Here is a 24,471-nt window from a genome sequence, read left to right on the forward strand (position 1 = left end):
GCTGTAACGCGTTGGGGAGGATTCCTGGACTGTTGCAGTGCGGCATGCGGCACTTGCAAAATCTGGCTCAACCAGCTACGTATTACAACTCGTCTGCCCCGTTGCGGAATTCACAGGTGCTTTGAGCGCGTAAATCAATTACTATCGCTGCTGGTTCCGGTGAGCGATATTAACCGGGTTGCGGTTGGCGGGGGGCGCAGGGCGCCTGTACCAACAATCTGATATTTTTCGCAGGAAAAATTCAGGAATTATCGGCGGGAATGTATCCCAAACTTACCCGATCCAAAACGCGCGAACGGCGAAGTATAAGCATAATGAATAGTTTAAGCAAAGAATCTGTCACATTCCTCACGATCGACGAAAGCGGCGAAGAGCAGCGCATCGATAACTTCCTGTTTCGTCACTTAAAAGGTGTACCGAAAAGCCACGTCTATCGCATTTTGCGCGGTGAAGTTCGTGTGAACAAGAAACGCGTGGATCAGACGTATCGCCTCAAACTGGGCGACTTGTTGCGCATTCCTCCAGTGCGCGTCGCGCAAAAACAGGAAGTCGATGAAGTCTATATTCCTGCGCTGGAATTGCCGGTCATTTATGAGGACGATGCACTGGTGATCATCAATAAGCCCTCAGGGCTTGCCGTACACGGTGGCAGTGGCGTGAGTTTCGGCGTGATCGAACAGATGCGCCGTGCGCGCCCTCAGGCCAAATTTCTCGAACTGGTGCACCGTCTGGATCGGGAGACCTCGGGCGTCCTGCTGCTGGCGAAAAAACGCTCAGCCTTGACGGCGATGCACGAAATTATGCGCGAAGGGGTGAGCGACAAGCGTTATTTGACGCTGGTGCTGGGACAGTGGAATAACGCCCGTCAGCATGTCAAATTGCCGTTGTTCAAGTTCGATACCCCTCAGGGGGAGAAGCGCGTCATGGTGCGTGAGGGCGGACAAGCATCGCACACCATTTTTTCCCTGCAAAAAAACTGGCCGGGATACAGTCTGTTAGAAGCGCAGTTAAAGACGGGTCGTACCCACCAGATTCGCGTGCATCTGTCGCATTTGGGGTTTCCGATCGCAGGAGACGATAAATACGGTGATTTCGCGCGCAACCGCGAGCTAATGAAGCAGGGCCTAAAACGCATGTTTTTGCATGCGCACAGCATTTCGTTTTCGCATCCGCTGACCGGGGAGCCTATGCACATCAGTGCGCCGCTGCCCCCGGAACTGGCGAGTTTTATTGCGAAATTAGATGCCCAGGAGGCGGCGAAAGACAATCTTTGAGGCGCTCAATTCAATACGCGTGGTTTTGCTACTTCATTTTTAGCAGGTTCAGCCGATAACAATCAGGAGTATTGTTAAGGAGGAGCTATGTCTTATTTGTCGAATTTGCCGCGTGAATTGCGCTTTAGTGGCGAGCGGAGCTTGCAAGAGGCCGCAGACGTCAGACTAGGTCGTCAGCAGCGATACCCTAATCATTTTGTTGAGGTGACTCCGAAGTCAATCGAAACACGAACCGCAGAGGTTCAAGCGAACGGCAGACTAGCGCTCGCCGGCGACAGGCGAAAAATTTGTCAGCGGATTTTGCACAAACCCGTGCTGGTCGATTTTCGCTCCGGGGTGCACCGCCGTTGTCGAAATTTGCGCGAGGACGATATGGTTGAGCATGTCAGCGTGAGTGCATAACACCGCATGATTGAACTCTTTACACATCCATTCGTTCCGGTATGTTTCAATTCTTTGGTTTTTCGGTATAAACCATTACACTGTCGGCGGCCTGTTTTTTTTCCCAAAATTTACTATTTGAAAGTCACTCGATGTACGCTGTTCATGATGTTGATGCACTACTTTTACTTGCCATAGCGATCTCCTCAAAAAGACGCCCGGCGGAACTTGCAGAGATTATTGCTGCGAACGATTTGATACACGGCTCTGTTTCTTTAAAGTCGGAATTGACCGCGGGATTTAAAAACCTTTCCTCGCATGGTCTGATCGTGCAGGTGGATAACGGCTATACGCTGACACCGGTCGGGCTGACGCTGATGTCAACCGGGCGTAAAAAAGCCGATAACGAGGAGCGACTGCACGGCCTCAAAGCGGCCATTTCTGCATACAAGCTGAAGAGCGATCATCCTGTTATTCAGCTGACAGATGAGCAGATGGCTGCTGCCATGCATGAACATGAGGCGTCTAAAGCGCTGACAGGAAAAAATCTGCTGGTTCCAAAGCCCAAGCCCGTTGTCGATGCCAAGCGTCCATTGCGCCGCAAGCCTATGCCTGCACGCCGCAAGTTTTAAGCTGTGCGGGCATGAAGTTTAAAAATAAACATGTAAAAAATATTGCACGTACCGTTTGCCGCGAGTTCGACCGGTTTTGTGCGGGGGCGGCAAAGCCTTATTTGACGGAGCGAGACGGGGTCCTTGCGCTTAATTTTGATGCCATGTCGGTGCAAAGCGAGATGTATGTCGACCGGCCTGATGAACTGGTGATTTCGTATACCCGGGCGATGATGAGTTTTCTGCTGCTCAATCCTGCGCCCGAACGCATCGCGATGATAGGCCTGGGCGGCGGCTCTATTGCCAAATATTGCTACCGAAATGTGACCTCTGCCGAAATCCAAGTCATTGAAATCAGTCCTGACGTGATCGCATTGCGCAACGACTTTGCTATTCCTGAGGATGATGCGCGATTTTGTGTGCTGGCGAATGACGGGGCGCGCTGGGTCGCGGATACGACCTTTCAGCCTGAGGTGTTGATTGTCGATGGATTTGATATGGAGGGTTTGCCTGCGGCCTTGAGTAGCCAGCGTTTTTACGATGATTGCTTTGCCGCTTTAGCAGATAGCGGTATTCTGGCGGTGAACCTGTGGGGGGGATACCCGCATTACGAGGACTATCTGGCGCGCATCAGTAACAGTTTTGCGGGACGCATCGTGGTGGTTGATTCCGATGATGAGTTTAATAAAATTGTACTTGCCGTGAAAAATGGGGTATTTCCGCCGGACATCTCTTTCATCAGGCAGCATGCGAATGTACTGGATATGTCGCATCCTCTAAATTTCCAGTCTAAATCGAACAGGCTGATCGGGGCGCTTAAGGCTGCAGGGGTGGATTAGCTGCGAGCCTCGGTTGTTAAGCAAGTCCTAATATTTCGCTGCTTGCTGCACGCCGCATCAATCATTGTAAAATTAAAACGTATCGGATTTAATGAGCGGCCTGAACGCCCAAGCCCAAGTGTGCTTGCTCAATAATACGCAGATCGCAATTTTTTAAGCGCTGCGCCATCACTCTCATGACATCGATTGCAAATCCGGGTGACTCATCAACTAGGTAATGAAAGCGTTTAGCATCGATCACGACAAACTTACAATTGGTAATAGCCGAGACGGTCGCATAACGTGGTGAGCCATCAATAACAGCCATTTCACCCACAAAAGTTCCAGCTCTACACTCTTCGAAATGAACGCCTTTGATTGAAATATGGGCTCTCCCTTCGATGAGCACGTACATTTGCTGACCTTGATCTCCTTCATTGAACAGTGCCCCACCTTGTTGAATTTCAATAAACTCTGGGTCATGACGAAACAAGTCAAAAAACAACATTTTTTGATTACCTTAATTGATTTAATGGCGAATTCTAATGGCCGGAATCTTCGTAGGCTATTGTAATATGAGCGGCGCTCAACTTGTCTGACTGGTCAGTCTTGATTTTATCCAGCCCGCGTTAGCGCTGAATTTCTTACTCACCGCAGGCAAGGCGATACGATTTCTTCTGAACACAATGATGCGGTTACGATAAGTTGTTAATCGGGCGGCGTATAAATGGAAATTTGATCCTTGCCGCTATTTTTCGCTTGATACATCGCCTTGTCAGCAGCGGTTAACAGTGCATTCACATCATCGGCATGATCAGGATGTTCGGCGATACCGATGCTGGCCGAAATACAGGAGATATCTTTTTTACCCAATTCATAGTGTGAGCGAAGTATATTCAGTATCCGGTTCGCAACACTGACAGCTCGCTCAATATTAGATTCAAGCAGAATCACGACGAATTCATCTCCTCCCATACGCGCCGCGGTATCCCCTTCTCTCAGGCAGGAGAGCAATCTTGTTGCCACTTCTTTCAACAGGGAATCGCCGATGGCGTGACCATAGCTGTCATTGACGTATTTGAAGCCATCCAAATCAATAAATAACAACGATATGGCTCGCTCAGTCCGGTTGGCGACGGAAATCCCCTGACTTAGTCGATCCAGCAGTAGCGTTCGATTAGGCAGGCCTGTCAGTTGGTCAAAATGCGCTAGTCCAAAGAGATGTTTTTGCCTGCGGTGCGTTATTTCCTTGAGTAAGTCATAGCCGTTGGCCATGCCGAAATATTTTTTTTCACGGGTTACGATAAAGCCACTCACCATGTGCTCAATTCCGGCATCCAAAATGATGCGGGCGATATCATCAATGCTGGTATTTCTGTCGACGATAATCGGCTTTTCATCCATCAAGGTGGAAATGGGTTTCTTGCCTTTTAGCTCTTTGACGTAGGGTTTACTGAAGAATTCGGTAAGATTTTGCCGGACAATAATACCAACGGGCCTGTCCTTATCGTTCACGACAGGGAGTGCATAGAGTTTTTTATCGCTGTGAAATAACTCCAAAACCTTGATGCAGCTGGCGTCCTCATTGACTGCCGGAATGTTTTTTAGCAGATATTCTACCGTCACAGCGGTGTTGTTTGCGTGTTCAGTTGACATTCAAATCCTTGCTGACGATCTCTGCGCTGCGTTGGGGGAAATTATCTTGCCAGGAATTCAGGTTGTTCTGCTCAGTTTGATATCCATAAGGATTCGTTAGCTCAACTTCGTCGTGACATATTGAACTTAAAATACGATCAATTTCTTCCGGCTGAGTGAGGTAATGAGCCACGATAATCCTTTCAAATAGTAATTTGATTTCTCAAAATAACCGAAATTTTTTGTTAAGTTACCTTGTTCCCTTTAAATCCAGTGCATGTCCTAGGCGGTCAATCAATTCAGCCGGAGTGCTTGAAATAATTTCTTCCGGCACGCCAAACTTTTTGCTCAGACGCGAATGGTCCTCAAAACCATAAGACACCACAAAGGGGTGCATTGCCGCACCAACGGCAGCCAGATAATCGCTATACTCATCCCCGCAGGCAAATGTACGCGCGGGATTGATGGCAAAGGACTGTCTCGCCTGTTTTAGATAGCCCGCTTTGTCCTTTTTAAGTGGGATGCAGGCGAAGTAATCGAACTCGTCAATATCAATGTCATGCCGATTGAACAGGCAGCGCAGTGTTTGTTCGGGTTCATTCGTTACATTGCGTGTCACCAAGCCCACTCGAATATCGGATCTGTCCAGCAGCGTGCGTAACAGGGCGGCGATCCCCGGATATAAACACGCCTCCTTGCGGTAGATGTCGGTCAGTGTCTCCAGCAATCGTTTGCGACTCTGTTCGCCAAACTGCTGACGCAAATTGGTGGGAAACTCACGCAACCCGCCAAGGAATTTGAACAATTTGCGACGCTTTTGAAATCGGTCGATGTCGCCAATATCCATGCCGTGCTGTAAAAAAGCCAGTTCAATAGCATGAAATGCGTCGATAGTCGTGCCGTCGGCGTCAAAAATTACCATTCGTTCACTGTTTGCAAACTGAGTCATAAATTCCATCCTAGGCCAGAAATATGACAGAAGTATGAAAGGCGTCGTTGTTGATGGAGGGCCTCAGGATGAATAGCCCGTTTCGATGCGGGGGCGGTTAGGCGAATTCTTAGCATTCTGGTGTAGGTGGCTAATGGGGCAATAAGTTGAAATTGCCAGATTCCGCTGCTTGCCGGTGGATTTAGTTTAGCCGGATAAACTTCAAATTTTTACGTGCGTCTGGTCATCAGGGGCTGAATCCAGTAAAGTGCAGTTCCTAACCTTAACAAAAAGAGCAATAACATGAGTGCAAAAGGCCAGCAGTTGCAAGATCCCTTTCTTAACGCCCTGCGTCGCGAACACGTACAGGTCGCAATTTATCTGGTTAACGGCATCAAGCTGCAAGGTCAGGTTGAGTCCTTTGATCAATACGTGGTGCTTCTTAAAAATAACTCCGTTGTCCAGATGGTCTATAAGCATGCTATCTCGACGATCGTGCCGGCACGCTCAGTGAATATCGCTTTTGACGATACTGACGCGTAAGTATGCAGCAAACATCTGAAGGTACCCAGGCGGCGATACTGGTCAGCATCGACTTGGGTGGCGCCGATTATCGTGAAAGTCTGGCGGAATTGCGTCTCCTGGCCGAAACGGCCGGTGTGCGCACGCTGGCAACGTTTGAAGCTAAACGCATGCGTCCGGATGCTGCATTATTTGCCGGCAGCGGGAAAGTGGCCGAAATCGCCGAGATGGTGGAATTAAAAGAAGTGCCGCTGGTAATTTTCAATCACGACCTGTCGCCTGCGCAAATGCGTAATCTAACCGCAAGGCTGGGTACGCGTGTGATTGACCGCACGATGCTGATTCTGGATATTTTTGCGCAGCGCGCGCAAAGCCATGAAGGCAAGGTGCAGGTGGAGCTGGCTCAACTTAAATACATGGCGACCCGTCTGGTGGGACTCAACACCGACATGGGACAGCAAAAATTTGCAGTGGGCGCGCGCGGGCCCGGTGAGACTCAGTTGGAGCTGGATAGACGTAAACTCGACAAACGGGTGCATCTGCTCAAAGAGCGGCTGGAAAAACTCAAAGCCCAGCGTGATGTGATGCGTCGTTCGCGCAATCGCTCGGGCGTATTTTCGGTGTCGATAGTCGGCTACACCAATGCCGGCAAGTCGACGTTGTTTAATCGCCTGACCAAGGCTAATGTGTATGTGGCCAATCAGTTGTTTGCAACGCTCGATACCACCTCACGCCGCATGTATTCCGAAGGCGCAGGCGAAATTGTGGTGTCCGATACGGTCGGATTTATCAGGCATCTGCCGCACGGTCTGGTGGCGGCGTTTCGCAGTACGCTGGAGGAGACGATACAGGCCGACTTGCTGCTGCATGTGGTTGATGCGAGCAATCCCAACCGCGACGATCAGATTGCCGAGGTTAACAAGGTGCTGAAGGAAATCGATGCGGGGGATATTCCGCAGTTGATGGTGTATAACAAAGTCGATCTAACTGAGATGGCGGCGGGTGCGGAACGGGACGACTGTGATAGAATCGCCCGCGTTTTTCTGAGCGCGGTAAGCGGCGCGGGTATGGACGATTTACGTCTTGCGTTGACGGCGGCCAAAGATGCGAAGCTGGTTGTGGAACAAAATGAAAATCAAATTAGACAAGCGAGAAATTTGCCATGGGATTGAATGACCCGCAATGGGGTAACAATAAGAACAACAGCGGACCTCCCGATCTTGAGGAGTTGTTGCGCAAGCTCAAAGCGCAGGTTGCTATTTTGCTCGGCGACAAGGGCGGTGGCAATAAAGGCGGGGGCGGTAATATGCCGAAGCTGGGGAGCGGGGGGCTAGGGCTGCTGGCTGTGATTGCCGTGCTGATCTGGCTGGGTAGCGGCTTTTACATCGTGGACGCGAGTCAGCGTGGCGTTGTCTTACGCTTCGGTAAGCAGGTCGATGTCACGATGGCCGGCCCGCGCTGGCATATGCCGTATCCGGTAGAAACGGTCGAACTGGTCAATTTGAGTCAGGTGCGTACGGTTGAAGTCGGCTATCGCGAAAACGTCAAAAATAAGGTTGCTAAAGAGTCGCTGATGCTGACCGATGATGAAAATATCATCGACATTCAGTTCGCGGTGCAATATTTCCTGCGTGATCCGGCCGAATATCTGTTCAATAACCGGAACTCAGATGAAAACGTGCGTCAGGCGGCAGAAACGGCAATACGCGAAGTAGTCGGCAAAAACAAGATGGACTTTGTTTTGTATGAAGGACGTGAGGCGGTGGCGGCAAACGCGACTAAACTGATTCAGGAAATTTTGGATCGTTATAAGTCGGGTATCGTGATCAGTAAACTGACGATGCAAAATGCGCAGCCGCCCGAACAAGTGCAGGCGGCTTTCGATGATGCGGTCAAAGCGGGCCAGGATCGCGAGCGGCAAAAAAATGAAGGTCAGGCTTATGCCAATGACGTCGTGCCGCGTGCAAAAGGAACGGCTGCGCGTCTGATACAGGAGTCCGAAGGCTATAAGCAAAGCGTGATTGCCAATGCCGAGGGTGATGCGAGTCGCTTCAAGCAGATTCTGGTGGAATACGAGAAAGCGCCGGCGGTGACACGAGACCGGATGTATCTGGACATGATGTCGCAAGTGATGGGCAATATCAGTAAGGTGATGGTTGACCAGAAGAACGGCAATAGTCTGCTGTATCTGCCGCTCGACAAGCTGATCGAATCGAGCCGTACTTCGGGGGCTGCCGTCGACGCGCCGGCTGTACCTAAGATTGATCCTGTGACATCGCAGGGAAATGACAACAATGCCGCACAGCGTGCACGCGATTCTCTGTTGAGTCGCGACCGGGAGGCCCGCTAATGAAAACTAATGTCGCTAATATCCTGATCGGTGCGGTACTCGTCCTGATCGTATTGAGCCTGAGCCTGTTTATCGTCGATCAGCGCCAGACGGTCATCGTGTTCCAGTTGGGTGAAATGGTCAGCGTCAAGACCGAACCCGGTCTGCACTTCAAGCTTCCGCTGGTACAGAATGTGCGTTATTTCGATTCGCGCATCCTGACGCTGGATACGGGGGAGCCTGAGCGTTTCATCACGGCTGAAAAGAAAAACGTGATGGTCGATTCATTCGTCAAATGGCGCATTGTCGATGTGAAGCAGTACTACATCAGCGTGGGCGGTGATGAAGTGCGCGCCAATACCCGTTTGAAGCAGACCGTCAATTCGAGTATGCGTGAAGAATTCGGTAAGCGCACCATACACGAAGTGGTGTCTGGTGAGCGCGAGGAAATCATGAACGTGCTGCGCACCAAGGCCGATCTTGATGCCCGTAAAATCGGTGTTCAGGTACTCGATGTGCGATTAAAACGCGTCGATTTTCCGTCAGAAATCAGCGATTCCGTGTATCGCCGCATGGATGCCGAGCGTAAGCGCGTGGCCAATGAATTGCGCGCTTCCGGTGCTGCTGATGGCGAAAAGATCAAGGCTGATGCGGACAAGCAGCGTGAAGTGATTCTGGCTGAAGCGTATCGTGATGCGCAAAGCACCAAGGGTGAGGGCGATGCGAAGGCTTCTTCAATTTACGCTGCGGCCTTTGGCCGGAATGCAGAGTTCTACTCTTTTTATCGCAGCCTAGAAGCCTACAAGCAAAGCTTTAAGAACAAGAGCGATGTGATGGTGATGGATCCGAGTTCCGCATTTTTCAAGTACCTGAAGAGTTCGGGTAAAGCGGGAAAGTAAGTTTGCGGTGTTGGCATCGGATCAGATTAAATAGCGAGTTTATTAAATAATGCAAAATTGGTTACTACCTGAATATATACAAGACATGCTGCCGGTCGAAGCCTGGCGTGTCGAAAAAATGCGTGCGCAAGTTCTTGATTTGCTGAAAAAATCAGGTTATCAGCTGGTGGCGCCGCCCTTGCTGGAATATGAAGAGTCGCTATTGATTGCCGATAGCGCCGATATGGATCTGCGCACATTCAAGCTGGTGGATCAGTTAAGCGGTCGTACACTGGCATTGCGTGCCGATATCACGCCGCAAGTGGCGCGCATCGATGCGCATCTGCTCAATCGTCAGGGCGTGGCGCGTCTGTGCTATGCAGGCAGTGTGCTGCATACCATTCCTGCGGGTTTAAATCGTACCCGCGAATTGTTGCAGATCGGTGCCGAACTTTATGGTCACGGCGGCATTGAGAGCGATCTGGAAATTCAGCAGCTGATGTTGCAGGCGTTAGCGCTGATCGGTGTTGAGCAGGTGCATCTCGATCTCGGGCATGTGGGCGTGTTCCGTGCGCTGGTTCAACACGCACAGTTGAGCAAAGCGCTCGAAAATGAGTTGTTCGCCGCTTTGCAGAGCAAGGACAGTACCAGTTTACAGGCGTTGACGGAACAACTGGACAGTGTGTTGCGCAGTGCGCTGCGAGTGTTGCCAACGCTTTACGGCAGTTGCGACGAGGTGCTGGCGCGGGCGCGCAAGTCCTTGCCGGATTATCCTGAGGTGTGTGCTGCGCTCAGCGATTTGCAAACGGTATCGGTTAAATTACACGGAGCCGTTGCCAGTGTAGGCATCGATCTGGCTGATCTGCGCGGTTATCATTATCACAGCGGTATGGTTTTTGCGGCCTATCATGCGGGCAGTCACGATGCGATTGCGCTGGGTGGACGTTACGACGATCTGGGCAAGAGTTTTGGCCGTGCGCGGGCGGCAACCGGGTTTAGTATGGATTTGCGTCTGCTGTATCGCCTGCTGCCGGCATGTGCGGCACAGCCGGGTATCCGTGCGCCGTATCTTGATGATGCCGATCTGGCGTGTGAGATTGCAACATTGCGTGCGGCGGGCGAGGTAGTTGTCGTCAGTTTGCCCGGAAGTGTTGATTATCCGGACGAGTCGTTGTGCAATCGTGAACTTGTTTTGCAAGGCACTCGCTGGCAAGTTGTCACGATGGTCAATTAACAGTTATTAATTATCAATTTTGAATTATTTTTATTGAAAGCTTCGTAATGGCTAATAACGTCGTAGTAATTGGTACCCAATGGGGTGATGAAGGCAAGGGTAAGATCGTCGACTGGCTGACGGATCACGCGCAGGGTGTCGTGCGTTTTCAGGGCGGCCACAACGCGGGACATACGCTGGTCATCAACGGCAAGAAAACGGTGCTGCACCTGATTCCCTCCGGTATTCTGCGAGATCATGTGATGTGCTACATCGGCAATGGTGTGGTGCTCTCGCCTCAGGCTTTGCTCAAAGAGATGGACGAGTTGCAGGCAGCGGGTATCGATGTTTACGGGCGTCTGAAAGTCTCGGAAGCTTGCCCTTTGATCCTGCCATATCACGAAGCGATCGATAAGGCGCGCGAGCTTGCCAAGGGCGATGCGAAGATCGGTACCACCGGTCGCGGCATCGGTCCTGCCTACGAAGACAAGGTCGCCCGTCGCGCGATTCGATTGCAGGATATCTTTTACCGCGAACGTTTTGCGGCGAAATTAGGCGAGGTGCTCGATTATCACAACTTCGTGCTGAAGAATTATTTCAACGCGCCGACGGTCGATTTTCAGAAGACGCTGGACGATACGCTGGCGTTGGCCGAGCGCATCAAGCCCTTGGTGATGGATGTGCCGCGCGCGCTCTATGAAGCCAATAAGGCTGGCAAGGGATTGTTGTTTGAGGGTGCGCAGGGCGCGTTGCTGGATATTGACCACGGCACTTATCCGTTCGTAACCAGCAGTAACTGCGTCTCAGGGGCTGCCTGTGCCGGGGCTGGCGTCGGACCTCAGATGCTCAACTACGTGTTGGGGATTACCAAGGCCTATACCACGCGCGTGGGTTCCGGTCCTTTCCCGACGGAATTGTATGATGCGGTCGATAAGTGCGATCCGGTCGGTGAAGGCTTAGCGCGTCGCGGACACGAATTTGGTTCAACAACGGGCCGTGCGCGCCGCTGCGGTTGGTTTGATGCGGCAGCCCTCAAACGCTCGATTCAAATCAACGGTGTGTCGGGCTTGTGTATTACTAAGCTCGATGTGATGGACGGCATGGAAACGGTGCGTCTGGGCGTGGCTTATCGTATCAATGGCGTCGATAGCGATATCCTGCCGGTGGGTGCGGATGCCTTGCTTGACTGTCAGGTCGTGTACGAGGAGATGCCGGGCTGGAGCGAGAGCACGCTGGGTGTGCAGCAGTACGATGCATTGCCTGTGGCAGCCCGCAACTATCTGGCGCGTATCGCAGAGGTGTGCGGCGTCCCTGTGGACATGGTATCAACCGGTCCTGATCGCGATGAAACGATCGTACTGCGTCATCCATTTGAATAATCCGTTTTTAATGATGCAGTTTGTATTACCGCAGGCGTGTGACTCGGCGAGTCGTCTGGTTAGCACGTTACGCGGATTAACGCCTCGTCCGACTTTGGCTGTTAAACAGCTAAGTCTGACAGGCAACGAAAAAAACGTGGCGCGAGTGCGCCACGTTTTTGTTTTATGGGTAACCGTAGTGCGTATTTTTTGGTCGTTGTGTTTATTCTGCACGAAAAAAAATAGCCAGCTTTCGCTGACTATTTCTAGTTTCTGGTGCCCAGAAGAGGACTCGAACCTCCACACCTTACGGCACACGGACCTGAACCGTGCGCGTCTACCAATTCCGCCATCTGGGCAAGCAATGTTTCTTGCTGAAGGCGCGCATTTTATAGCTAAAGGAAAATTTGTCAATGAAAAAGAAAAATAATTTACGTTTGCAGGATCCGTTCTTAGAACGCGAGCGCGAACAATACGAACATCCGCTGCCGAGCCGCGAGTTCATTTTGCAGATTTTGACTGAGCATGGTGCACCGATGCACGATGACGATCTTCTCGATTTGTTGCTCATTGAGCGCGACGAAGAAGACTTGTTCTCGCGTCGTTTGCGCGCAATGGAACGCGACGGCCAGATCATGCGCAATCGCAAGCGCGCTATCTGTGTGATGGATAAGCTCGATCTGGTCAAGGGGCGTGTGCAGGGCCATCCTGACGGCTTTGGCTTCTTGATCCCTGAAGACGGCAGTGCTGATATGTTCCTGTCCGAGAAGGAAATGCATCAAGTGCTCAACGGGGATGTGGTGATGGTGCGTCAGGCAGGTGTTGATCGCCGCGGACGGCCTGAAGCCAAAATCGTCGAAGTGCTAGAGCGCGCAAACAACAAGCTGGTCGGTCGCTTGTATGAAGAGCACGGCATCCAGTTCGTGGTGGCAGAAAATCGCCGTATTACGCAGGATATTCTGGTGGCGGCGGGCGGCACGGCGGGTGCTCGTGCAGGGCAAGTGGTGGTGCTTGAAATCATCAAACATCCTGATAAGCATGCGCAGCCGATTGGTCGCATCGTGCAGGTGTTGGGTAATTATGCTGATCCGGGTATGGAAATTGAGATCGCATTGCGCAAGCACGATCTGCCCTATGAGTTTCCACAGGATGCGGCACGTCAAGCCAAAGCGATTTCGCCTGTGGTTTCAGCTGAGGACTGGGCGGGGCGCGAGGATATCCGCAATTTGCCGCTGGTAACGATCGACGGAGAAACGGCGCGGGATTTTGATGATGCGGTGTATTGCTCGCCCGAGAAAGGCGGTTACCGTCTGGTGGTTGCCATCGCTGACGTCAGTCACTATGTGAATACCAATGATGCACTCGATCGTGAGGCGATTTTGCGCGGCAATTCGGTGTATTTTCCGCGCCGCGTGATTCCGATGCTGCCCGAGGAGCTGTCTAACGGTCTGTGTTCTTTGAATCCACAGGTTGATCGCCTGTGCATGGTGTGTGACATGCATATCAGCGCTAAGGGGGAAATTGGCGAGTACCGTTTCTACCCTTCGGTGATGTATTCGAATGCGCGTCTGACCTACAATCAGGTCGCCGAGATGCTCGCGCAACCCGATGGCGAGATGGCAAAGCAAAACGCTGCGATCGTGCCGCATCTGCAGCATTTGTATGAACTGTTCCAAAAGCTGCTCAAAGCGCGCGAAAAACGCGGTGCGATCGACTTCGAAACGGTTGAGACGCAGATGATCTTTACCGATCAGGGCAAGATCGAGCGCATCGTGCCGGTGGTGCGCAACGATGCGCATAAGCTGATTGAAGAGTGCATGCTAGCGGCGAACGTGTGTGCGGCTGGATTCTTGCATGATCATCAGCATCCTGTGCTGTATCGCGTCCATCAGGGACCGACACCTGAAAAGCTGGAGGCTTTGCGCGAATTTATGAAGGAGTTTGGTCTTGGTCTGACCGGGGATGACGAGCCGCAAGCGGCCGACTACTCAAAATTGTTAAAGCGCATCAAGGGTCGGCCGGATGCCGCTTTGCTGCAAACCGTGATGTTGCGCTCCTTGCGTCAGGCAAAGTATGAGCCGGAAAATATTGGTCACTTCGGACTGGGTTATGAGGCCTATGCGCATTTTACTTCTCCGATACGCCGTTATCCGGATTTGCTGGTGCATCGTGCCATCAAGGCGGTATTGCAGGGTAAACAATACAAGCCTGCGCAAAAATGGGCAGAGCTCGGGATCCATTGCTCGATGACAGAACGCCGTGCCGATGATGCGACGCGCGATGTGGAAGCGTGGCTCAAATGTTTTTATATGCGCGATCATCTGGGCAGCGTCTTCACCGGTACGGTTTCTTCGGTGACAAGTTTCGGTATGTTTGTATCGCTTGATGATTTGTATGTTGAAGGTCTGGTGCACATCTCCGAGTTGGGTAAGGACTATTTTCATTTTGATGCCGCCAAGCATCATTTGCTGGGTGAGCGCACCGGTCAGAGCTATCGTTTAGGCGATCGCGTCGAAGTGCGTGTGGTCAAGGTTGATATGGAAAGCACCAAAATCGACTTTGTGTTGCACTCTGAGGTAGCTGAGGATGCGGCGGCAGGTAAACCTGCAAAGAAAGCAAAAGGGAAAAAGAAGCATGGCTGATTTAAGATTGATATACGGTTTTCACGCGGTAACTTCACGGATTCGTCAGAATCCGGAAGGGGTGATGGAAATTTATTTGCAGTCACAGCGTCAGGATCAGCGTATGCGCGATTTGATCGCGCTGGCTGAACTCAGCGGCGTGCGGGTGATTCCTGTGGATAGCGCGCGACTCGATGGTATGGCGGGTGGTGCACGTCATCAGGGCGTCGCCGCGAGGGTTGATGCGGCCAGGCGCGTACAGCATCTCTCCGATGTGCTGGAGACACTGACTGAGCCACCCTTGTTGCTGGTATTGGATGGTATACAGGATCCGCATAATCTGGGCGCTTGTCTGCGCAGTGCAGATGCGTTTGGCGTGCATGCGGTGATTGCACCCAAAGACCGTGCTGTAGGTATTACGGCGACGGTGGAAAAAGTGGCGTGCGGTGCTGCTGAAACCGTGCCTTATATCACGGTGACCAATCTTGCTCGTACCTTGCGAGAACTCAAAGATCAGGGAATCTGGGTGGTGGGTGCGGCAGGGGAAGCCAAGCAGGATCTACACAGTTTTAAACATACGGGGCCGCTTGCGATCGTGCTGGGGGCGGAGGGTGAAGGGTTGCGGCGTCTGACGATGGAGACCTGCGACGAGTTGGTGCGCATCCCGATGCTGGGTAGCGTGGAAAGCCTGAATGTCTCTGTGAGTACTGGAATCTGTCTGTTTGAAGCAAGGCGGCAGCGGTCGGTGTTGGCTTAAACTTTAGCAAAATACTCTGTTGTATTTATGCAACAGTCATCGAGTTTAGGGGTTGTTGAGATACAATGCCGACCAGTATCGGTTAGATGCCGATTAAAAATTTTAATTACACCAGAAGGATAAAAAATGAAAAAAAGCACAATGAGTATTGCTCTGGCCGCTGCGCTGTTGAGTATTTCTGTTGCACAAGCGGGTGAATTCACCGGCGGCTGGATCGGCCTGAAAGCCGGTAACAACAATTCTGATGTCACTTCTTTGGTTGCTGCTGCATCTGCAAAGAACGCTAGCACATACGGTCTGGAAGGTGGTTACAACTGGGATATGGGTGGTTTGTTGTTGGGTGTAAACGGTTTTGCAGACTTCAACCAAAAAGTTGACCATGCAACGGCAACTCCTGGTGTTGTTAGCAATTACGGTAGCGATGCGCTCGGTCTGGATGTGAAGCTGGGTCTGCCATCAGGCAACTGGTTGCCGTACGCTAAAGTGGGTTACGCTTCTGTAGCCGCTAAAGGCGTTGCTGTGACAGGTACCGGTTCAGGTGCACATCTGGGTCTGGGCGTTGAATATAAGTTTGCGCCTCACTGGAGTGTTGCGGGTGAGTACACAACCGTATCTGACAACTTCAACAATAACACACAGAAACTCAATAACAACAATTTCACGATTGGTTTGAATTACTACTTCGACAGCGTAGCGCCTGCTGCCGTAGCTGCTGCGATCGTCGCGCCAGTACTGGTTAAGGAAGCGGCTAAGCCTGTTGCTGTTGCGCCAAAAATTGTTGAAAAGACCATTTTCACCGACAAGCCAGTGACGATCGAAGGTGCGAATTTCGATACCAGCTCTGCTAAGATTAAGCCTGCTGCTGACAAGAAATTGAATGAAGTGGTTGATTTCGCAGCTAAGTACAAAGAGTCGAATCTGGCTATTTCAGGCCACACAGACAGCCGTGGTTCAGAAAAATTAAATCAAAAACTGTCTCTGTCACGCGCAGAATCAGTTAAGGCTTATTTGGTTAAGAAGGGTGTTTCTGCAGCTCGTATCACAACTAAGGGTGAAGCTTCAACTCGTCCTGTTGCTGACAACAAGACCAAAGCAGGTCGCGCTCAGAACCGCCGTGTTGAAATCAACTCGGTCGTTAGAGAGTCAAAGCAAGTACGCGTAACTGAGTAATATTTTCAGTTAAAGTTAAAAGCGGGCTGGTGACAGCCCGCTTTTTTGCGTTCTGGATTAGTAAACCGCGTTCTTTTTGGCGGGCAAATGGAATAAGATGTGAACCCCTAATGTATGACTGAGAAGTTATGAAACTGGCTATTGCGCAAATCAACTGTGTTTTAGGTGATCTGGCGGGAAATTCCGCGAAAATTTTGCATGCGGCACAGCGCGCCTGTCAGGCAGGTGCGCAATTGATGCTCACACCTGAACTGAGTTTGTGCGGATATCCTCCGGAGGATTTGTTGCTGCGCAATGGGTTTTATAAGTCTTGTGCCGCCAGCTTGTCAGAACTTGCCCGGAATATTTCGGATATTGCCGTGATCGTCGGGCATCCGCACGAGCAGGATGGTAAGCGCTACAACGCGGCATCCCTGTTGCGGGACGGCCGTGTTGAAGCGACCTACTTTAAGCATTTTCTGCCCAATTACGCCGTGTTCGATGAGGAGCGATATTTTTCCTGCGGGAACGCGCCTATGGTGTTCGAAATGAGCGGGGTTCACTTCGGGGTCAATATCTGTGAGGATGTATGGGGGTCAGAGGCCGCGAGGGTGGCCGCGCAAGCGGGCGCTGATGTATTGCTGGTTTTGAATGCCTCTCCTTACTCTGTTGAGAAGCTGGCGTCGCGTCATGAAGTCGTGCGGCAGCGTGTCGCTGAAACGGATATGGCGGTCGTGTATGCCAATATGGTGGGTGGTCAGGATGAGTTGGTGTTCGATGGTGGCTCTTTTGCAATGGACCGTTCGGGGCGTCTGATAGCGCAAAGCGCGATTTTCGAAGAGACGCTGTCTTATGTGTCTCTTGATGCGCATGGTGTCCCGAGCGGTGAGATCGCGGTATTGCCTATGCAGGAAGCGGCTGTTTATCAGGCGATGGTGTTGGGTTTGCGAGATTATGTCGGAAAAAATCGTTTTCCCGGCGTGTTGCTTGGCTTGTCAGGCGGTATCGATTCTGCATTGACGCTGGCGGTTGCAGTCGATGCCTTGGGGGCGGATAGGGTTCATGCGGTAATGATGCCGTCGCCCTATACCGCGCAGATCAGCCTGGATGATTCGCGCGAAATGATCCGGATACTGGGTGTCAGATACGACGAATTTAGTATCGAGCCTGTCATGGAAAGTTATTTGTCCGTGCTTAGGGCGAGTTTTGCGGGGCGGCCTGAGGATACGACTGAGGAGAATCTGCAGGCGCGTATCCGTGGCAATTTACTGATGGCCTTGTCCAATAAGCTGGGGGCTCTGGTGCTGACGACAGGTAATAAATCTGAGATGAGTGTGGGCTATGCGACGCTGTATGGTGATATGGCCGGTGGTTTCTCGGTGCTGAAGGATGTGGGTAAATTGCTGGTGTATCGTCTGGCGCGCTATCGCAATACGCAAGGGCAGGTGATACCCGAGCGCATTATTACCCGGGCGCCTAGCGCCGAATTGCGTCACGATCAGACAGATCAGGATAATTTGCCGCCTTATGAGGTGCTGGATGGCATTATGGCATGCTATGTTGAAAAAAATCTCTCCATTCCTGAGGTGATCGCAGCGGGTTATCAGGAGGCTGATGTGCGTCGGGTTGTGCGTTTGATACAAAGCAGCGAATACAAGCGTCGTCAGTCAGCTACCGGTGTCAGAATTACTGAGCGGGGCTACGGAAAAGACTGGCGTTACCCGATTACGGTGCGATATCAGGATCAATTCTGAGTTGTTCAGTGCGCCGCTGGCAGGGGATTTTTCCGTAAAACTTCTACCGGCGGTATGGATACAAAAAAACGCCTGAATGGTAGTTCCTTTGTGCGGTATTTTTTGGTATAATCCGCGCGGTTTATTGATGGGCTTTGTGCCCGTTTTTTATTTGTGGGTTGCGAACATGGATGTTGTGAAGCTAATAGAAGTTACGGTAAGTGGCTTGGGGTACGAGTTGGTCGATGTTGAACGCGCAGGTCGTGGTTTGTTGCGCGTGTTTATCGACAAGCCTGACGGTATTGCTGTGGAAGATTGTCAGGTCGTCAGCAATCAGTTGACGCGCTTGTTTACGGTTGAGAATATTGATTACGACCGGCTTGAAGTCTCTTCGCCCGGTCTTGATCGTGCATTGAAAAAAGAGGCGGATTTTATTCGCTTTGTCGGGCAAAAAGCGCAAATTAAGTTGCGTATGCCGATTGCAGCACGCAAAAACTTTATCGGTGTGATCGGTGAGATTAACGACGGTGTGTTGCAGTTGGATGTAGAGGGTGTTCCGGTCGCAATCGAGTTGACCAATGTAGACAAGGCACGTTTAGTGCCGACATTTTAGAATTTAATGCTCGCAGCTTGAGCGTATAGCCGGAGAGATGGTATGAGTCGTGAAGTTTTGTTGCTGGTAGATGCGTTGTCACGTGAAAAGAACGTGGACAAGGAAGTTGTTTTTTCTGCGCTGGAATCAGCGTTGGCGTCCGCTACCAAGAAGCGATTTGAAGATGAGGCCGATGTGCGGGTTGCAATCGACCGCAATACGGGTGAATTCGAGTCCTTCCGTTGCTGGGAGGTAATGGACGATGAAACGTTTGAGACGCCAGATCTGCATATCAAGCTCGAAGAGGCGTTAAAGCGCGACCCGGCTATTGCGCTGGGCGGTTTTATTGAAGAGCCGTTGGAGTCGGTTGATTTTGGCCGTATCGGTGCGCAGGCTGCCAAACAAGTGATTTTTCAGAAGATACGCGATGCGGAGCGTGAGCAGATTCTGGCTGACTTTATGGATCGTAAGGAACATCTGGTGTCCGGCACGGTTAAGCGTCTGGAACGCGGCAGTGCGATTGTCGAATTTGGCAAAATCGAGGCCTTGTTGCCACGCGATCAGATGATTCCTAAGGAAAATATGCGCATCGGCGATCGCGTCAGAGCGCATCTGTTGCGCGTTGATCGCGGTCCGCGCGGTCCTCAGGTGATTCTGTCGCGCACTTCGACGGATTTGCTGGTCAAGCTGTTCGAATTAGAAGTGCCTGAAATCGAAGAAAACTTGCTTGAAATCGTCGGTGCTGCCCGCGATCCGGGTTCCCGCGCAAAGATTGCGGTGCAATCGCATGATCAGCGCATCGATCCTATCGGTACCTGTGTCGGTATGCGCGGCTCGCGTGTGCAAAGCGTGACCAATGAATTGGCGGGTGAGCGCGTCGATATCATCTTGTGGTCCGAAGATCCGGCAACTTATGTGATCAATTCGCTCGCACCTGCTGAAGTGTCCAGCATCGTCGTCGATGAAGACCGTCATAGTATGGACGTTGTGGTTGAAGAAGAAAATCTGGCGCAGGCGATCGGTCGTGGCGGTCAGAATGTTCGACTGGCCAGTGAGATGACGGGTTGGGAGCTCAATATTATGACCGTTGAGCAGGCTCAGGAAAAGCACGATCAGGAATTTGTCAAAACACGTGCGATTTTCATGGAAAAGCTGGATGTCGATGAGGAAGTTGCCGATATTCTGGTGCAGGAAGGTTTTGCGACCCTGGAAGAGGTTGCTTATGTGCCGGTTGAAGAGATGCTGGAGATCGAGACTTTTGACGAAGATACGGTCAACGAGTTGCGCAGTCGTGCGCGCAATGCGCTGTTGAATGCCGCGCTGGTCAGTGAAGAAAAGGTAGAGCACGGAATTGACGGTTTGCTCAAGTTGGATGGTATGAACGATGAGTTGGCGCGCGAATTGGCCGTTAAGGGCGTTACGACTCAGGAGCAGTTGGCCGATCTGGATGTGGATGAATTGGTGGAGTTGTCCGGTCTGGATGCGGATGTTGCCAATGCGCTGATCATGGCGGCACGTGCGCCCTGGTTCGCGTAATTAAAGTTTCAAAGGTGCGGCGAACAGTTTCGTCGCGCAGCATGTTGTGTTTTTTGCATAACTTTGCTGGTTAATGTACGGATTGTTTGCATCACCGGGGCAGAGATGCCCGTTGGTTTAAAGGATGGTAATGGGAAAATTAGACGTAACACAATTTGCGGTTGAGCTGGGTCTGCCGGTGGCTTTGTTGTTGGAACAGTTGCATGCCGCAGGCGGCAAGCAATCGGATGCGGCGGATTTGGTTTCTGAACAAGATAAGGCTAAATTGCTCGAACATCTTCGTCACGCACATGGTGCGGACAATGCTGCCAAAAAGATCACGCTGACTCGCCGTGAGACGACAGAAATTCAGAGTTCGGATAAGTCCGGACGCGCACGTACGATCCAGGTAGAAGTGCGCAAGCGCCGCATCGTGGCGCCCATGTCTATTGAGTCCGTACAAGCTGCCGCACCTGTGGTGCTAACCAGCGCGGAGCAAATTAAAGTGCTCGGCACGGCTGAACTCGATTCGCGTGAACAGGAAGCGAAGTTACAGGCGGAGCTAGCCGCACGGCAGGAGGCGGAATTAATTGCGCGCCAGGCGTTCAATAAGCGTCGCGCTGAAAAACTGGCGCAAGTCGAAGCGCCCGTTGTAAAGGCTGCCTTGCAAGCTCCGGTTAAAGAAGACGTCGCAGCGGAAGTGCCCGCAGCGGTGGTCGCTGACATCGAGCCGGTTGCGTCTCAGCCCATCAAGCCTCAAGCGGCTGAAGTCGCACAGGGCACGTTGCATAAACCAACCATGCGCCCCGGCGATAAGGTGATCAGGCCGGACAGAAAGCCTAAGGTTGAAGTGGCTGCTGCGGCACCTGCCGCTCGCGAAGATAAGCCGGGTAAGCGTGTGCCTGCCAAGACGACAACGCGTGTGCCGCCGAAAACGACGACTAAAGAAAAGTCATGGGCGATGCCGGTTCGTGCGCCTAAGCATGGCCGTCATGGTAAACAGGTGGTCGATGAAGCGGCTCATGCCTTTACGTTGCCGACCGAAGCGGTTGTGCGCGAAGTGGCTGTTCCTGAAACGATTGTTGTGGCCGAGTTGGCACAGAAGTTGTCCGTCAAAGCGGTAGAAGTGATCAAAGTGCTGATGAAGATGGGCATGATGGTGACGATCAATCAGGTGTTGGATCAGGAAACGGCGATGATCGTCGTTGAAGAATTGGGTCATGTGGCTAAGGCTGCCAAACTCGATGATCCGGATGCCTATTTGATGGATGACGAAGTGCATCACGATGTTGAATCACTGCCGCGTGCGCCGGTTGTCACCGTCATGGGTCACGTCGATCACGGTAAGACCTCCTTGCTCGATTATATTCGCCGCACCCGTGTGGTGTCGGGTGAAGCGGGCGGGATTACGCAGCATATCGGCGCATATCACGTTGAAACGCCGCGCGGTATGGTCTCTTTCCTGGATACGCCGGGTCACGAAGCGTTTACCGCGATGCGTGCCCGTGGTGCCAAGGCGACCGATATCGTTATTCTGGTTGTCGCCGCAGATGACGGCGTGATGCCGCAAACTAAAGAAGCGATCGCCCATGCTAAGGCCGGCAGTGTGCCGATTGTGGTTGCGATCACCAAGGTCGATAAGACCGATGCGAATATTGAGCGCGTCAAGCAAGAGCTGGTCGCTGAAGGCGTCGTGCCGGAAGACTGGGGCGGCGATACAATGTTTGTCGAAGTATCTTCCAAATCAGGTCTGGGTATCGATCAGTTGCTCGAATCCATTCTGTTGCAGGCTGAGTTGATGGAATTGAAGGCGCCTCGCGATTGCAATGCCAAGGGGTTGGTCATTGAAGCGCGTCTGGATAAGGGCAAGGGTCCGGTTGCAACGGTACTGATCCAGTCGGGTACGATGAAGCGCGGTGACGCGGTGTTGATCGGTTCTGTTTTCGGTCGTGTACGTGCGATGCTGGATGAAAACGGCAAGAGCATTGCTGAGGCAGGTCCTTCGATTCCGGTGGAAATTCAAGGGCTGTCCGAAGTGCCTGATGCTGGCGAGTCGTTGATGGTGCTGACTGATGAGAAGCGTGCCCGTGAAATCGCCTTGTTCCGTCAGGGCAAGTATCGCGGCGTGAAATTGGCGCAGCAACAGGCAGCCAAGCTTGAAAATATGTTTGAACAGATGGCTGAAGGTGAAGTTCGTACCCTGTCTTTGATTGTGAAGTCAGACGTGCAGGGTTCTGCCGAAGCGATCGCGCAGACGCTGCAAAAGCTCTCGACGGATGAAGTTAAGGTTAACCTGATCCACAGCGGTGTGGGTTCGATCAATGAGTCAGATATTAATCTGGCGCTGGCCTCTAAGGCAATTTTGATCGGCTTTAACACCCGCACCGATGCACCGGCTAGAAAACTTGCCGAATCCTGTGGCGTTCAGATCCGCAATTACAGCATCATCTATGCAATGGCGGATGACATCAAGACAGCGCTGTCCGGCATGTTGGCTCCTGAGAAGCGCGAAAGCATATTGGGTATGGTCGAAGTGCGTCAGGTCTTCGTTGTATCCAAGATCGGTACGATCGCCGGTTGTATGGTCCTCGAAGGTGTTGTGAAACGCGGTTGCCGTGTTCGTGTAATGCGTGGCAATGAGATGATTCATGAAGGTGAGCTCGATTCGTTGAAGCGCTTTAAGGATGATGCGAAGGAAGTGCGTGCTAACTTTGAATGCGGTTTGTCGATCAAGGGGTTCAACGATCTGGAAGTGGGCGATAAGCTGGAAGTCTATGAAATCGTTGAGGTCGCGCGTACTCTGTAATGGCTAATTTTGCGAGAACAGACCGGGTCGGGCAGCAGATGCAGCGGGAAATCGCGCAACTGGTGCGCCTTGAAATCAACGACCCACGCGTAAAACTGGTGACGATTACCGGTGTTGAGGTGGCGGGTGATTATTCTCACGCCAAAATCTTCTTTACGCGCTTAGATGGCAAGCAGGCAGAGGCGCAGGAAGGCTTAGATCGCGCGGCCGGTTTCTTACGCAGCCGCCTGGCGCGCAGCATCAAGCTGCGCATCATGCCTCAGTTGCATTTTGTGTTTGATTCATCGGTAGAGCGGGGCAGTCATCTGTCGCAACTCATCGACAAAGCCGTTGCCAGCGATTTTAATCTTGACGACAACACGTAAGCCGCAATTTCGGAATAAATGGCGTGCCATCGATGGCGTTTTGCTGTTCGATAAGCCGCTGGAGTTGAGTTCCAACGATGCGTTGCAGAAGATACGCCGTTTGTTTCAGGCCGAAAAGGCGGGGCACACCGGTACGCTCGATCCCTTAGCGACAGGGCTGTTGCCGGTTTGCTTCGGTGAGGCGACTAAGTATTCGAACTGTTTGCTGGACGCGGATAAGTCTTATACGGCGCTGTTGCGTCTCGGGCAGACGACGACGACGGGGGATGCGGAAGGTGAAATTCTCGCCGAGCGTCCGGTGTGCTTTACTGATGCGGAGCTTGCCGCTGTCTTGGAACAGTTTCGCGGCCCCATTAATCAGTTGCCGCCGATGCACAGTGCGTTGAAGCATCAGGGACGTCCGCTCTACGAATATATTCGCGAAGGGATTACCATAGAACGCGCGGTGCGGGAGGTGATCATTCATGAACTGGTCGTGAATCGCAGACATGATTTGGAGATGGAAATTTCCGTTCGTTGCAGCAAGGGGACTTACGTTCGCACGCTGGCCGAGGATATTGGTGAGGCGCTGGGGTGTGGCGCACACCTGATCGGCTTGCGGCGTACAGCGATTGCGCATTTTAAGCTCGGTAACGGCTATACGCTGGCGCAGTTGAGTGAAATGAGCGAGGCTGAGCGCGATGCTTGTGTGTTGCCGCTGGTATCCTTGATGCCGGATATGCCGCAGCTGGTTTTGGATGATGTGCAGATCAGGCGGATGGCTCAAGGACAACGTTTGGGGCTGGACTGTGATCTTGCCGATGGCAATGTCAGTCTGTACGGGACGGGTGGATTTGTAGGGGTTGGCATCAAACAAGGACGTCGTATCGCACCCTTGCGTTTGATTTCCGGCGTGGCTAAATTGGCTGCGCGCACGGAATTGACGGAAGTGGTTGAGCAGTAACCGCATTCAAGAGTACAATGTAGCACTTTTTTTAGGAGAGCAA

23 protein-coding genes and 1 tRNA gene are annotated in these 24,471 nt (G+C 52.0%); 19 read left to right on the forward strand and 5 right to left on the reverse strand.

Going from position 1 to position 24,471, the window contains the following annotated elements; translation table 11 throughout:
• Positions 1 to 314: 314 nt before the first annotated feature.
• The 4 genes from GALF_RS06220 to GALF_RS06235 all read left to right on the forward strand — a co-directional run bounded on the left by GALF_RS06220 (position 315) and on the right by GALF_RS06235 (position 3,105).
• Entirely contained in the window at positions 315 to 1,274 is a 960-nt protein-coding gene (locus GALF_RS06220) for an RluA family pseudouridine synthase (protein WP_013293208.1), read from the forward strand.
• An 87-nt stretch (positions 1,275 to 1,361) separates the two neighbouring features.
• Positions 1,362 to 1,676, forward strand: coding sequence for a hypothetical protein (locus tag GALF_RS06225; protein WP_013293209.1), 315 nt, complete (start codon positions 1,362 to 1,364; stop codon positions 1,674 to 1,676).
• Positions 1,677 to 1,807: 131 nt separating this feature from the next.
• Entirely contained in the window at positions 1,808 to 2,287 is a 480-nt protein-coding gene (locus tag GALF_RS06230) for a hypothetical protein (RefSeq protein ID WP_013293210.1), read from the forward strand.
• 11 nt (positions 2,288 to 2,298) lie between these two features.
• Positions 2,299 to 3,105, forward strand: a complete 807-nt coding sequence (locus GALF_RS06235; RefSeq protein WP_013293211.1) for a spermine/spermidine synthase domain-containing protein — start codon at positions 2,299 to 2,301, stop codon at positions 3,103 to 3,105.
• A gap of 88 nt (positions 3,106 to 3,193) precedes the next feature.
• Here the strand turns inward: GALF_RS06235 and GALF_RS06240 are convergent, their stop codons facing one another.
• The 4 genes from GALF_RS06240 to GALF_RS06250 form a co-directional block, all read right to left on the reverse strand.
• On the reverse strand, positions 3,194 to 3,592 hold the full coding sequence (locus tag GALF_RS06240; protein ID WP_013293212.1) for a Crp/Fnr family transcriptional regulator: 399 nt from the start codon (positions 3,590 to 3,592) through the stop codon (positions 3,194 to 3,196).
• Between the two features lie 200 nt (positions 3,593 to 3,792).
• A complete protein-coding gene (locus GALF_RS06245; RefSeq protein ID WP_013293213.1) occupies positions 3,793 to 4,740 on the reverse strand; it encodes a GGDEF domain-containing protein in 948 nt (315 codons plus the stop codon).
• Positions 4,730 to 4,912: a hypothetical protein gene (locus tag GALF_RS15520; RefSeq protein WP_013293214.1), complete on the reverse strand. Its 183-nt coding sequence runs from the start codon at positions 4,910 to 4,912 to the stop codon at positions 4,730 to 4,732. Before GALF_RS15520 ends, GALF_RS06245 begins: the two co-directional genes overlap by 11 nt.
• Positions 4,913 to 4,969: 57 nt before the next feature.
• Positions 4,970 to 5,668 (reverse strand): HAD family hydrolase, encoded by a 699-nt coding sequence (locus GALF_RS06250; RefSeq protein WP_013293215.1) that lies wholly within the window; start codon positions 5,666 to 5,668, stop codon positions 4,970 to 4,972.
• A gap of 282 nt (positions 5,669 to 5,950) precedes the next feature.
• Here GALF_RS06250 and hfq point away from each other — a divergent pair, with 282 nt between their 5' ends.
• From hfq to GALF_RS06280, 6 genes are read left to right on the forward strand one after another with little or no spacing between them, the layout of a single operon-like run.
• Entirely contained in the window at positions 5,951 to 6,190 is a 240-nt protein-coding gene (hfq, locus tag GALF_RS06255) for an RNA chaperone Hfq (protein ID WP_013293216.1), read from the forward strand.
• Between the two features lie 2 nt (positions 6,191 to 6,192).
• Entirely contained in the window at positions 6,193 to 7,341 is a 1,149-nt protein-coding gene (gene hflX / locus GALF_RS06260; RefSeq protein WP_013293217.1) for a GTPase HflX, read from the forward strand.
• Positions 7,332 to 8,519 (forward strand): FtsH protease activity modulator HflK, encoded by a 1,188-nt coding sequence (gene hflK, locus GALF_RS06265; protein ID WP_013293218.1) that lies wholly within the window; start codon positions 7,332 to 7,334, stop codon positions 8,517 to 8,519. The genes hflX and hflK overlap by 10 nt, the downstream gene beginning before the upstream one ends.
• Positions 8,519 to 9,397, forward strand: coding sequence for a protease modulator HflC (hflC, locus tag GALF_RS06270; protein ID WP_013293219.1), 879 nt, complete (start codon positions 8,519 to 8,521; stop codon positions 9,395 to 9,397). The genes hflK and hflC overlap by 1 nt, the downstream gene beginning before the upstream one ends.
• A 49-nt stretch (positions 9,398 to 9,446) precedes the next feature.
• Positions 9,447 to 10,610: an ATP phosphoribosyltransferase regulatory subunit gene (locus GALF_RS06275; protein WP_013293220.1), complete on the forward strand. Its 1,164-nt coding sequence runs from the start codon at positions 9,447 to 9,449 to the stop codon at positions 10,608 to 10,610.
• A 47-nt stretch (positions 10,611 to 10,657) separates the two neighbouring features.
• Positions 10,658 to 11,968, forward strand: coding sequence for an adenylosuccinate synthase (locus GALF_RS06280; protein ID WP_013293221.1), 1,311 nt, complete (start codon positions 10,658 to 10,660; stop codon positions 11,966 to 11,968).
• Positions 11,969 to 12,221: 253 nt separating this feature from the next.
• Here GALF_RS06280 and GALF_RS06285 read toward each other — a convergent pair.
• A tRNA-Leu gene (locus tag GALF_RS06285) sits at positions 12,222 to 12,306 on the reverse strand.
• 54 nt (positions 12,307 to 12,360) lie between these two features.
• On the opposite strand from GALF_RS06285, the gene rnr reads away from it, so the two are divergent.
• From rnr to truB, 9 genes are all read left to right on the forward strand, one after another.
• Positions 12,361 to 14,589, forward strand: a complete 2,229-nt coding sequence (gene rnr, locus GALF_RS06290; RefSeq protein WP_013293222.1) for a ribonuclease R — start codon at positions 12,361 to 12,363, stop codon at positions 14,587 to 14,589.
• Entirely contained in the window at positions 14,582 to 15,325 is a 744-nt protein-coding gene (gene rlmB / locus GALF_RS06295; RefSeq protein ID WP_013293223.1) for a 23S rRNA (guanosine(2251)-2'-O)-methyltransferase RlmB, read from the forward strand. The genes rnr and rlmB overlap by 8 nt, the downstream gene beginning before the upstream one ends.
• 126 nt (positions 15,326 to 15,451) lie before the next feature.
• A complete protein-coding gene (locus GALF_RS06300) occupies positions 15,452 to 16,495 on the forward strand; it encodes an OmpA family protein (RefSeq protein WP_013293224.1) in 1,044 nt (347 codons plus the stop codon).
• A gap of 128 nt (positions 16,496 to 16,623) precedes the next feature.
• Positions 16,624 to 18,228, forward strand: a complete 1,605-nt coding sequence (locus GALF_RS06305) for an NAD+ synthase (protein WP_013293225.1) — start codon at positions 16,624 to 16,626, stop codon at positions 18,226 to 18,228.
• A gap of 166 nt (positions 18,229 to 18,394) precedes the next feature.
• Positions 18,395 to 18,820 (forward strand): ribosome maturation factor RimP, encoded by a 426-nt coding sequence (gene rimP, locus GALF_RS06310; protein WP_013293226.1) that lies wholly within the window; start codon positions 18,395 to 18,397, stop codon positions 18,818 to 18,820.
• A gap of 42 nt (positions 18,821 to 18,862) precedes the next feature.
• Positions 18,863 to 20,335: a transcription termination factor NusA gene (gene nusA, locus GALF_RS06315; RefSeq protein ID WP_013293227.1), complete on the forward strand. Its 1,473-nt coding sequence runs from the start codon at positions 18,863 to 18,865 to the stop codon at positions 20,333 to 20,335.
• Between the two features lie 130 nt (positions 20,336 to 20,465).
• Positions 20,466 to 23,120 carry a translation initiation factor IF-2 gene (gene infB, locus GALF_RS06320; RefSeq protein WP_013293228.1) on the forward strand — a complete coding sequence of 885 codons (2,655 nt, stop codon included), beginning with the start codon at positions 20,466 to 20,468 and terminating at the stop codon, positions 23,118 to 23,120.
• Entirely contained in the window at positions 23,120 to 23,485 is a 366-nt protein-coding gene (gene rbfA / locus GALF_RS06325; protein WP_013293229.1) for a 30S ribosome-binding factor RbfA, read from the forward strand. Before infB ends, rbfA begins: the two co-directional genes overlap by 1 nt.
• On the forward strand, positions 23,469 to 24,428 hold the full coding sequence (truB, locus tag GALF_RS06330) for a tRNA pseudouridine(55) synthase TruB (protein WP_013293230.1): 960 nt from the start codon (positions 23,469 to 23,471) through the stop codon (positions 24,426 to 24,428). The genes rbfA and truB overlap by 17 nt, the downstream gene beginning before the upstream one ends.
• The last annotated feature ends 43 nt before the right edge of the window (positions 24,429 to 24,471 follow it).

It is taken from the genome of Gallionella capsiferriformans ES-2, assembly GCF_000145255.1.
Classification (GTDB): domain Bacteria; phylum Pseudomonadota; class Gammaproteobacteria; order Burkholderiales; family Gallionellaceae; genus Gallionella; species Gallionella capsiferriformans.

Coding starts and splice junctions, on each gene's coding strand:
- GALF_RS06220 (WP_013293208.1), top strand. CDS start 315: ATGAATAGTTTAAGCAAAGAATCTGTCACATTCCTCACGATCGACGAA.
- GALF_RS06225 (WP_013293209.1), top strand. CDS start 1,362: ATGTCTTATTTGTCGAATTTGCCGCGTGAATTGCGCTTTAGTGGCGAG.
- GALF_RS06230 (WP_013293210.1), top strand. CDS start 1,808: ATGTACGCTGTTCATGATGTTGATGCACTACTTTTACTTGCCATAGCG.
- GALF_RS06235 (WP_013293211.1), top strand. CDS start 2,299: ATGAAGTTTAAAAATAAACATGTAAAAAATATTGCACGTACCGTTTGC.
- GALF_RS06240 (WP_013293212.1), bottom strand. CDS start 3,592: ATGTTGTTTTTTGACTTGTTTCGTCATGACCCAGAGTTTATTGAAATT.
- GALF_RS06245 (WP_013293213.1), bottom strand. CDS start 4,740: ATGTCAACTGAACACGCAAACAACACCGCTGTGACGGTAGAATATCTG.
- GALF_RS06250 (WP_013293215.1), bottom strand. CDS start 5,668: ATGACTCAGTTTGCAAACAGTGAACGAATGGTAATTTTTGACGCCGAC.
- hfq (WP_013293216.1), top strand. CDS start 5,951: ATGAGTGCAAAAGGCCAGCAGTTGCAAGATCCCTTTCTTAACGCCCTG.
- hflX (WP_013293217.1), top strand. CDS start 6,193: ATGCAGCAAACATCTGAAGGTACCCAGGCGGCGATACTGGTCAGCATC.
- hflK (WP_013293218.1), top strand. CDS start 7,332: ATGGGATTGAATGACCCGCAATGGGGTAACAATAAGAACAACAGCGGA.
- hflC (WP_013293219.1), top strand. CDS start 8,519: ATGAAAACTAATGTCGCTAATATCCTGATCGGTGCGGTACTCGTCCTG.
- GALF_RS06275 (WP_013293220.1), top strand. CDS start 9,447: ATGCAAAATTGGTTACTACCTGAATATATACAAGACATGCTGCCGGTC.
- GALF_RS06280 (WP_013293221.1), top strand. CDS start 10,658: ATGGCTAATAACGTCGTAGTAATTGGTACCCAATGGGGTGATGAAGGC.
- rnr (WP_013293222.1), top strand. CDS start 12,361: ATGAAAAAGAAAAATAATTTACGTTTGCAGGATCCGTTCTTAGAACGC.
- rlmB (WP_013293223.1), top strand. CDS start 14,582: ATGGCTGATTTAAGATTGATATACGGTTTTCACGCGGTAACTTCACGG.
- GALF_RS06300 (WP_013293224.1), top strand. CDS start 15,452: ATGAAAAAAAGCACAATGAGTATTGCTCTGGCCGCTGCGCTGTTGAGT.
- GALF_RS06305 (WP_013293225.1), top strand. CDS start 16,624: ATGAAACTGGCTATTGCGCAAATCAACTGTGTTTTAGGTGATCTGGCG.
- rimP (WP_013293226.1), top strand. CDS start 18,395: ATGGATGTTGTGAAGCTAATAGAAGTTACGGTAAGTGGCTTGGGGTAC.
- nusA (WP_013293227.1), top strand. CDS start 18,863: ATGAGTCGTGAAGTTTTGTTGCTGGTAGATGCGTTGTCACGTGAAAAG.
- infB (WP_013293228.1), top strand. CDS start 20,466: ATGGGAAAATTAGACGTAACACAATTTGCGGTTGAGCTGGGTCTGCCG.
- rbfA (WP_013293229.1), top strand. CDS start 23,120: ATGGCTAATTTTGCGAGAACAGACCGGGTCGGGCAGCAGATGCAGCGG.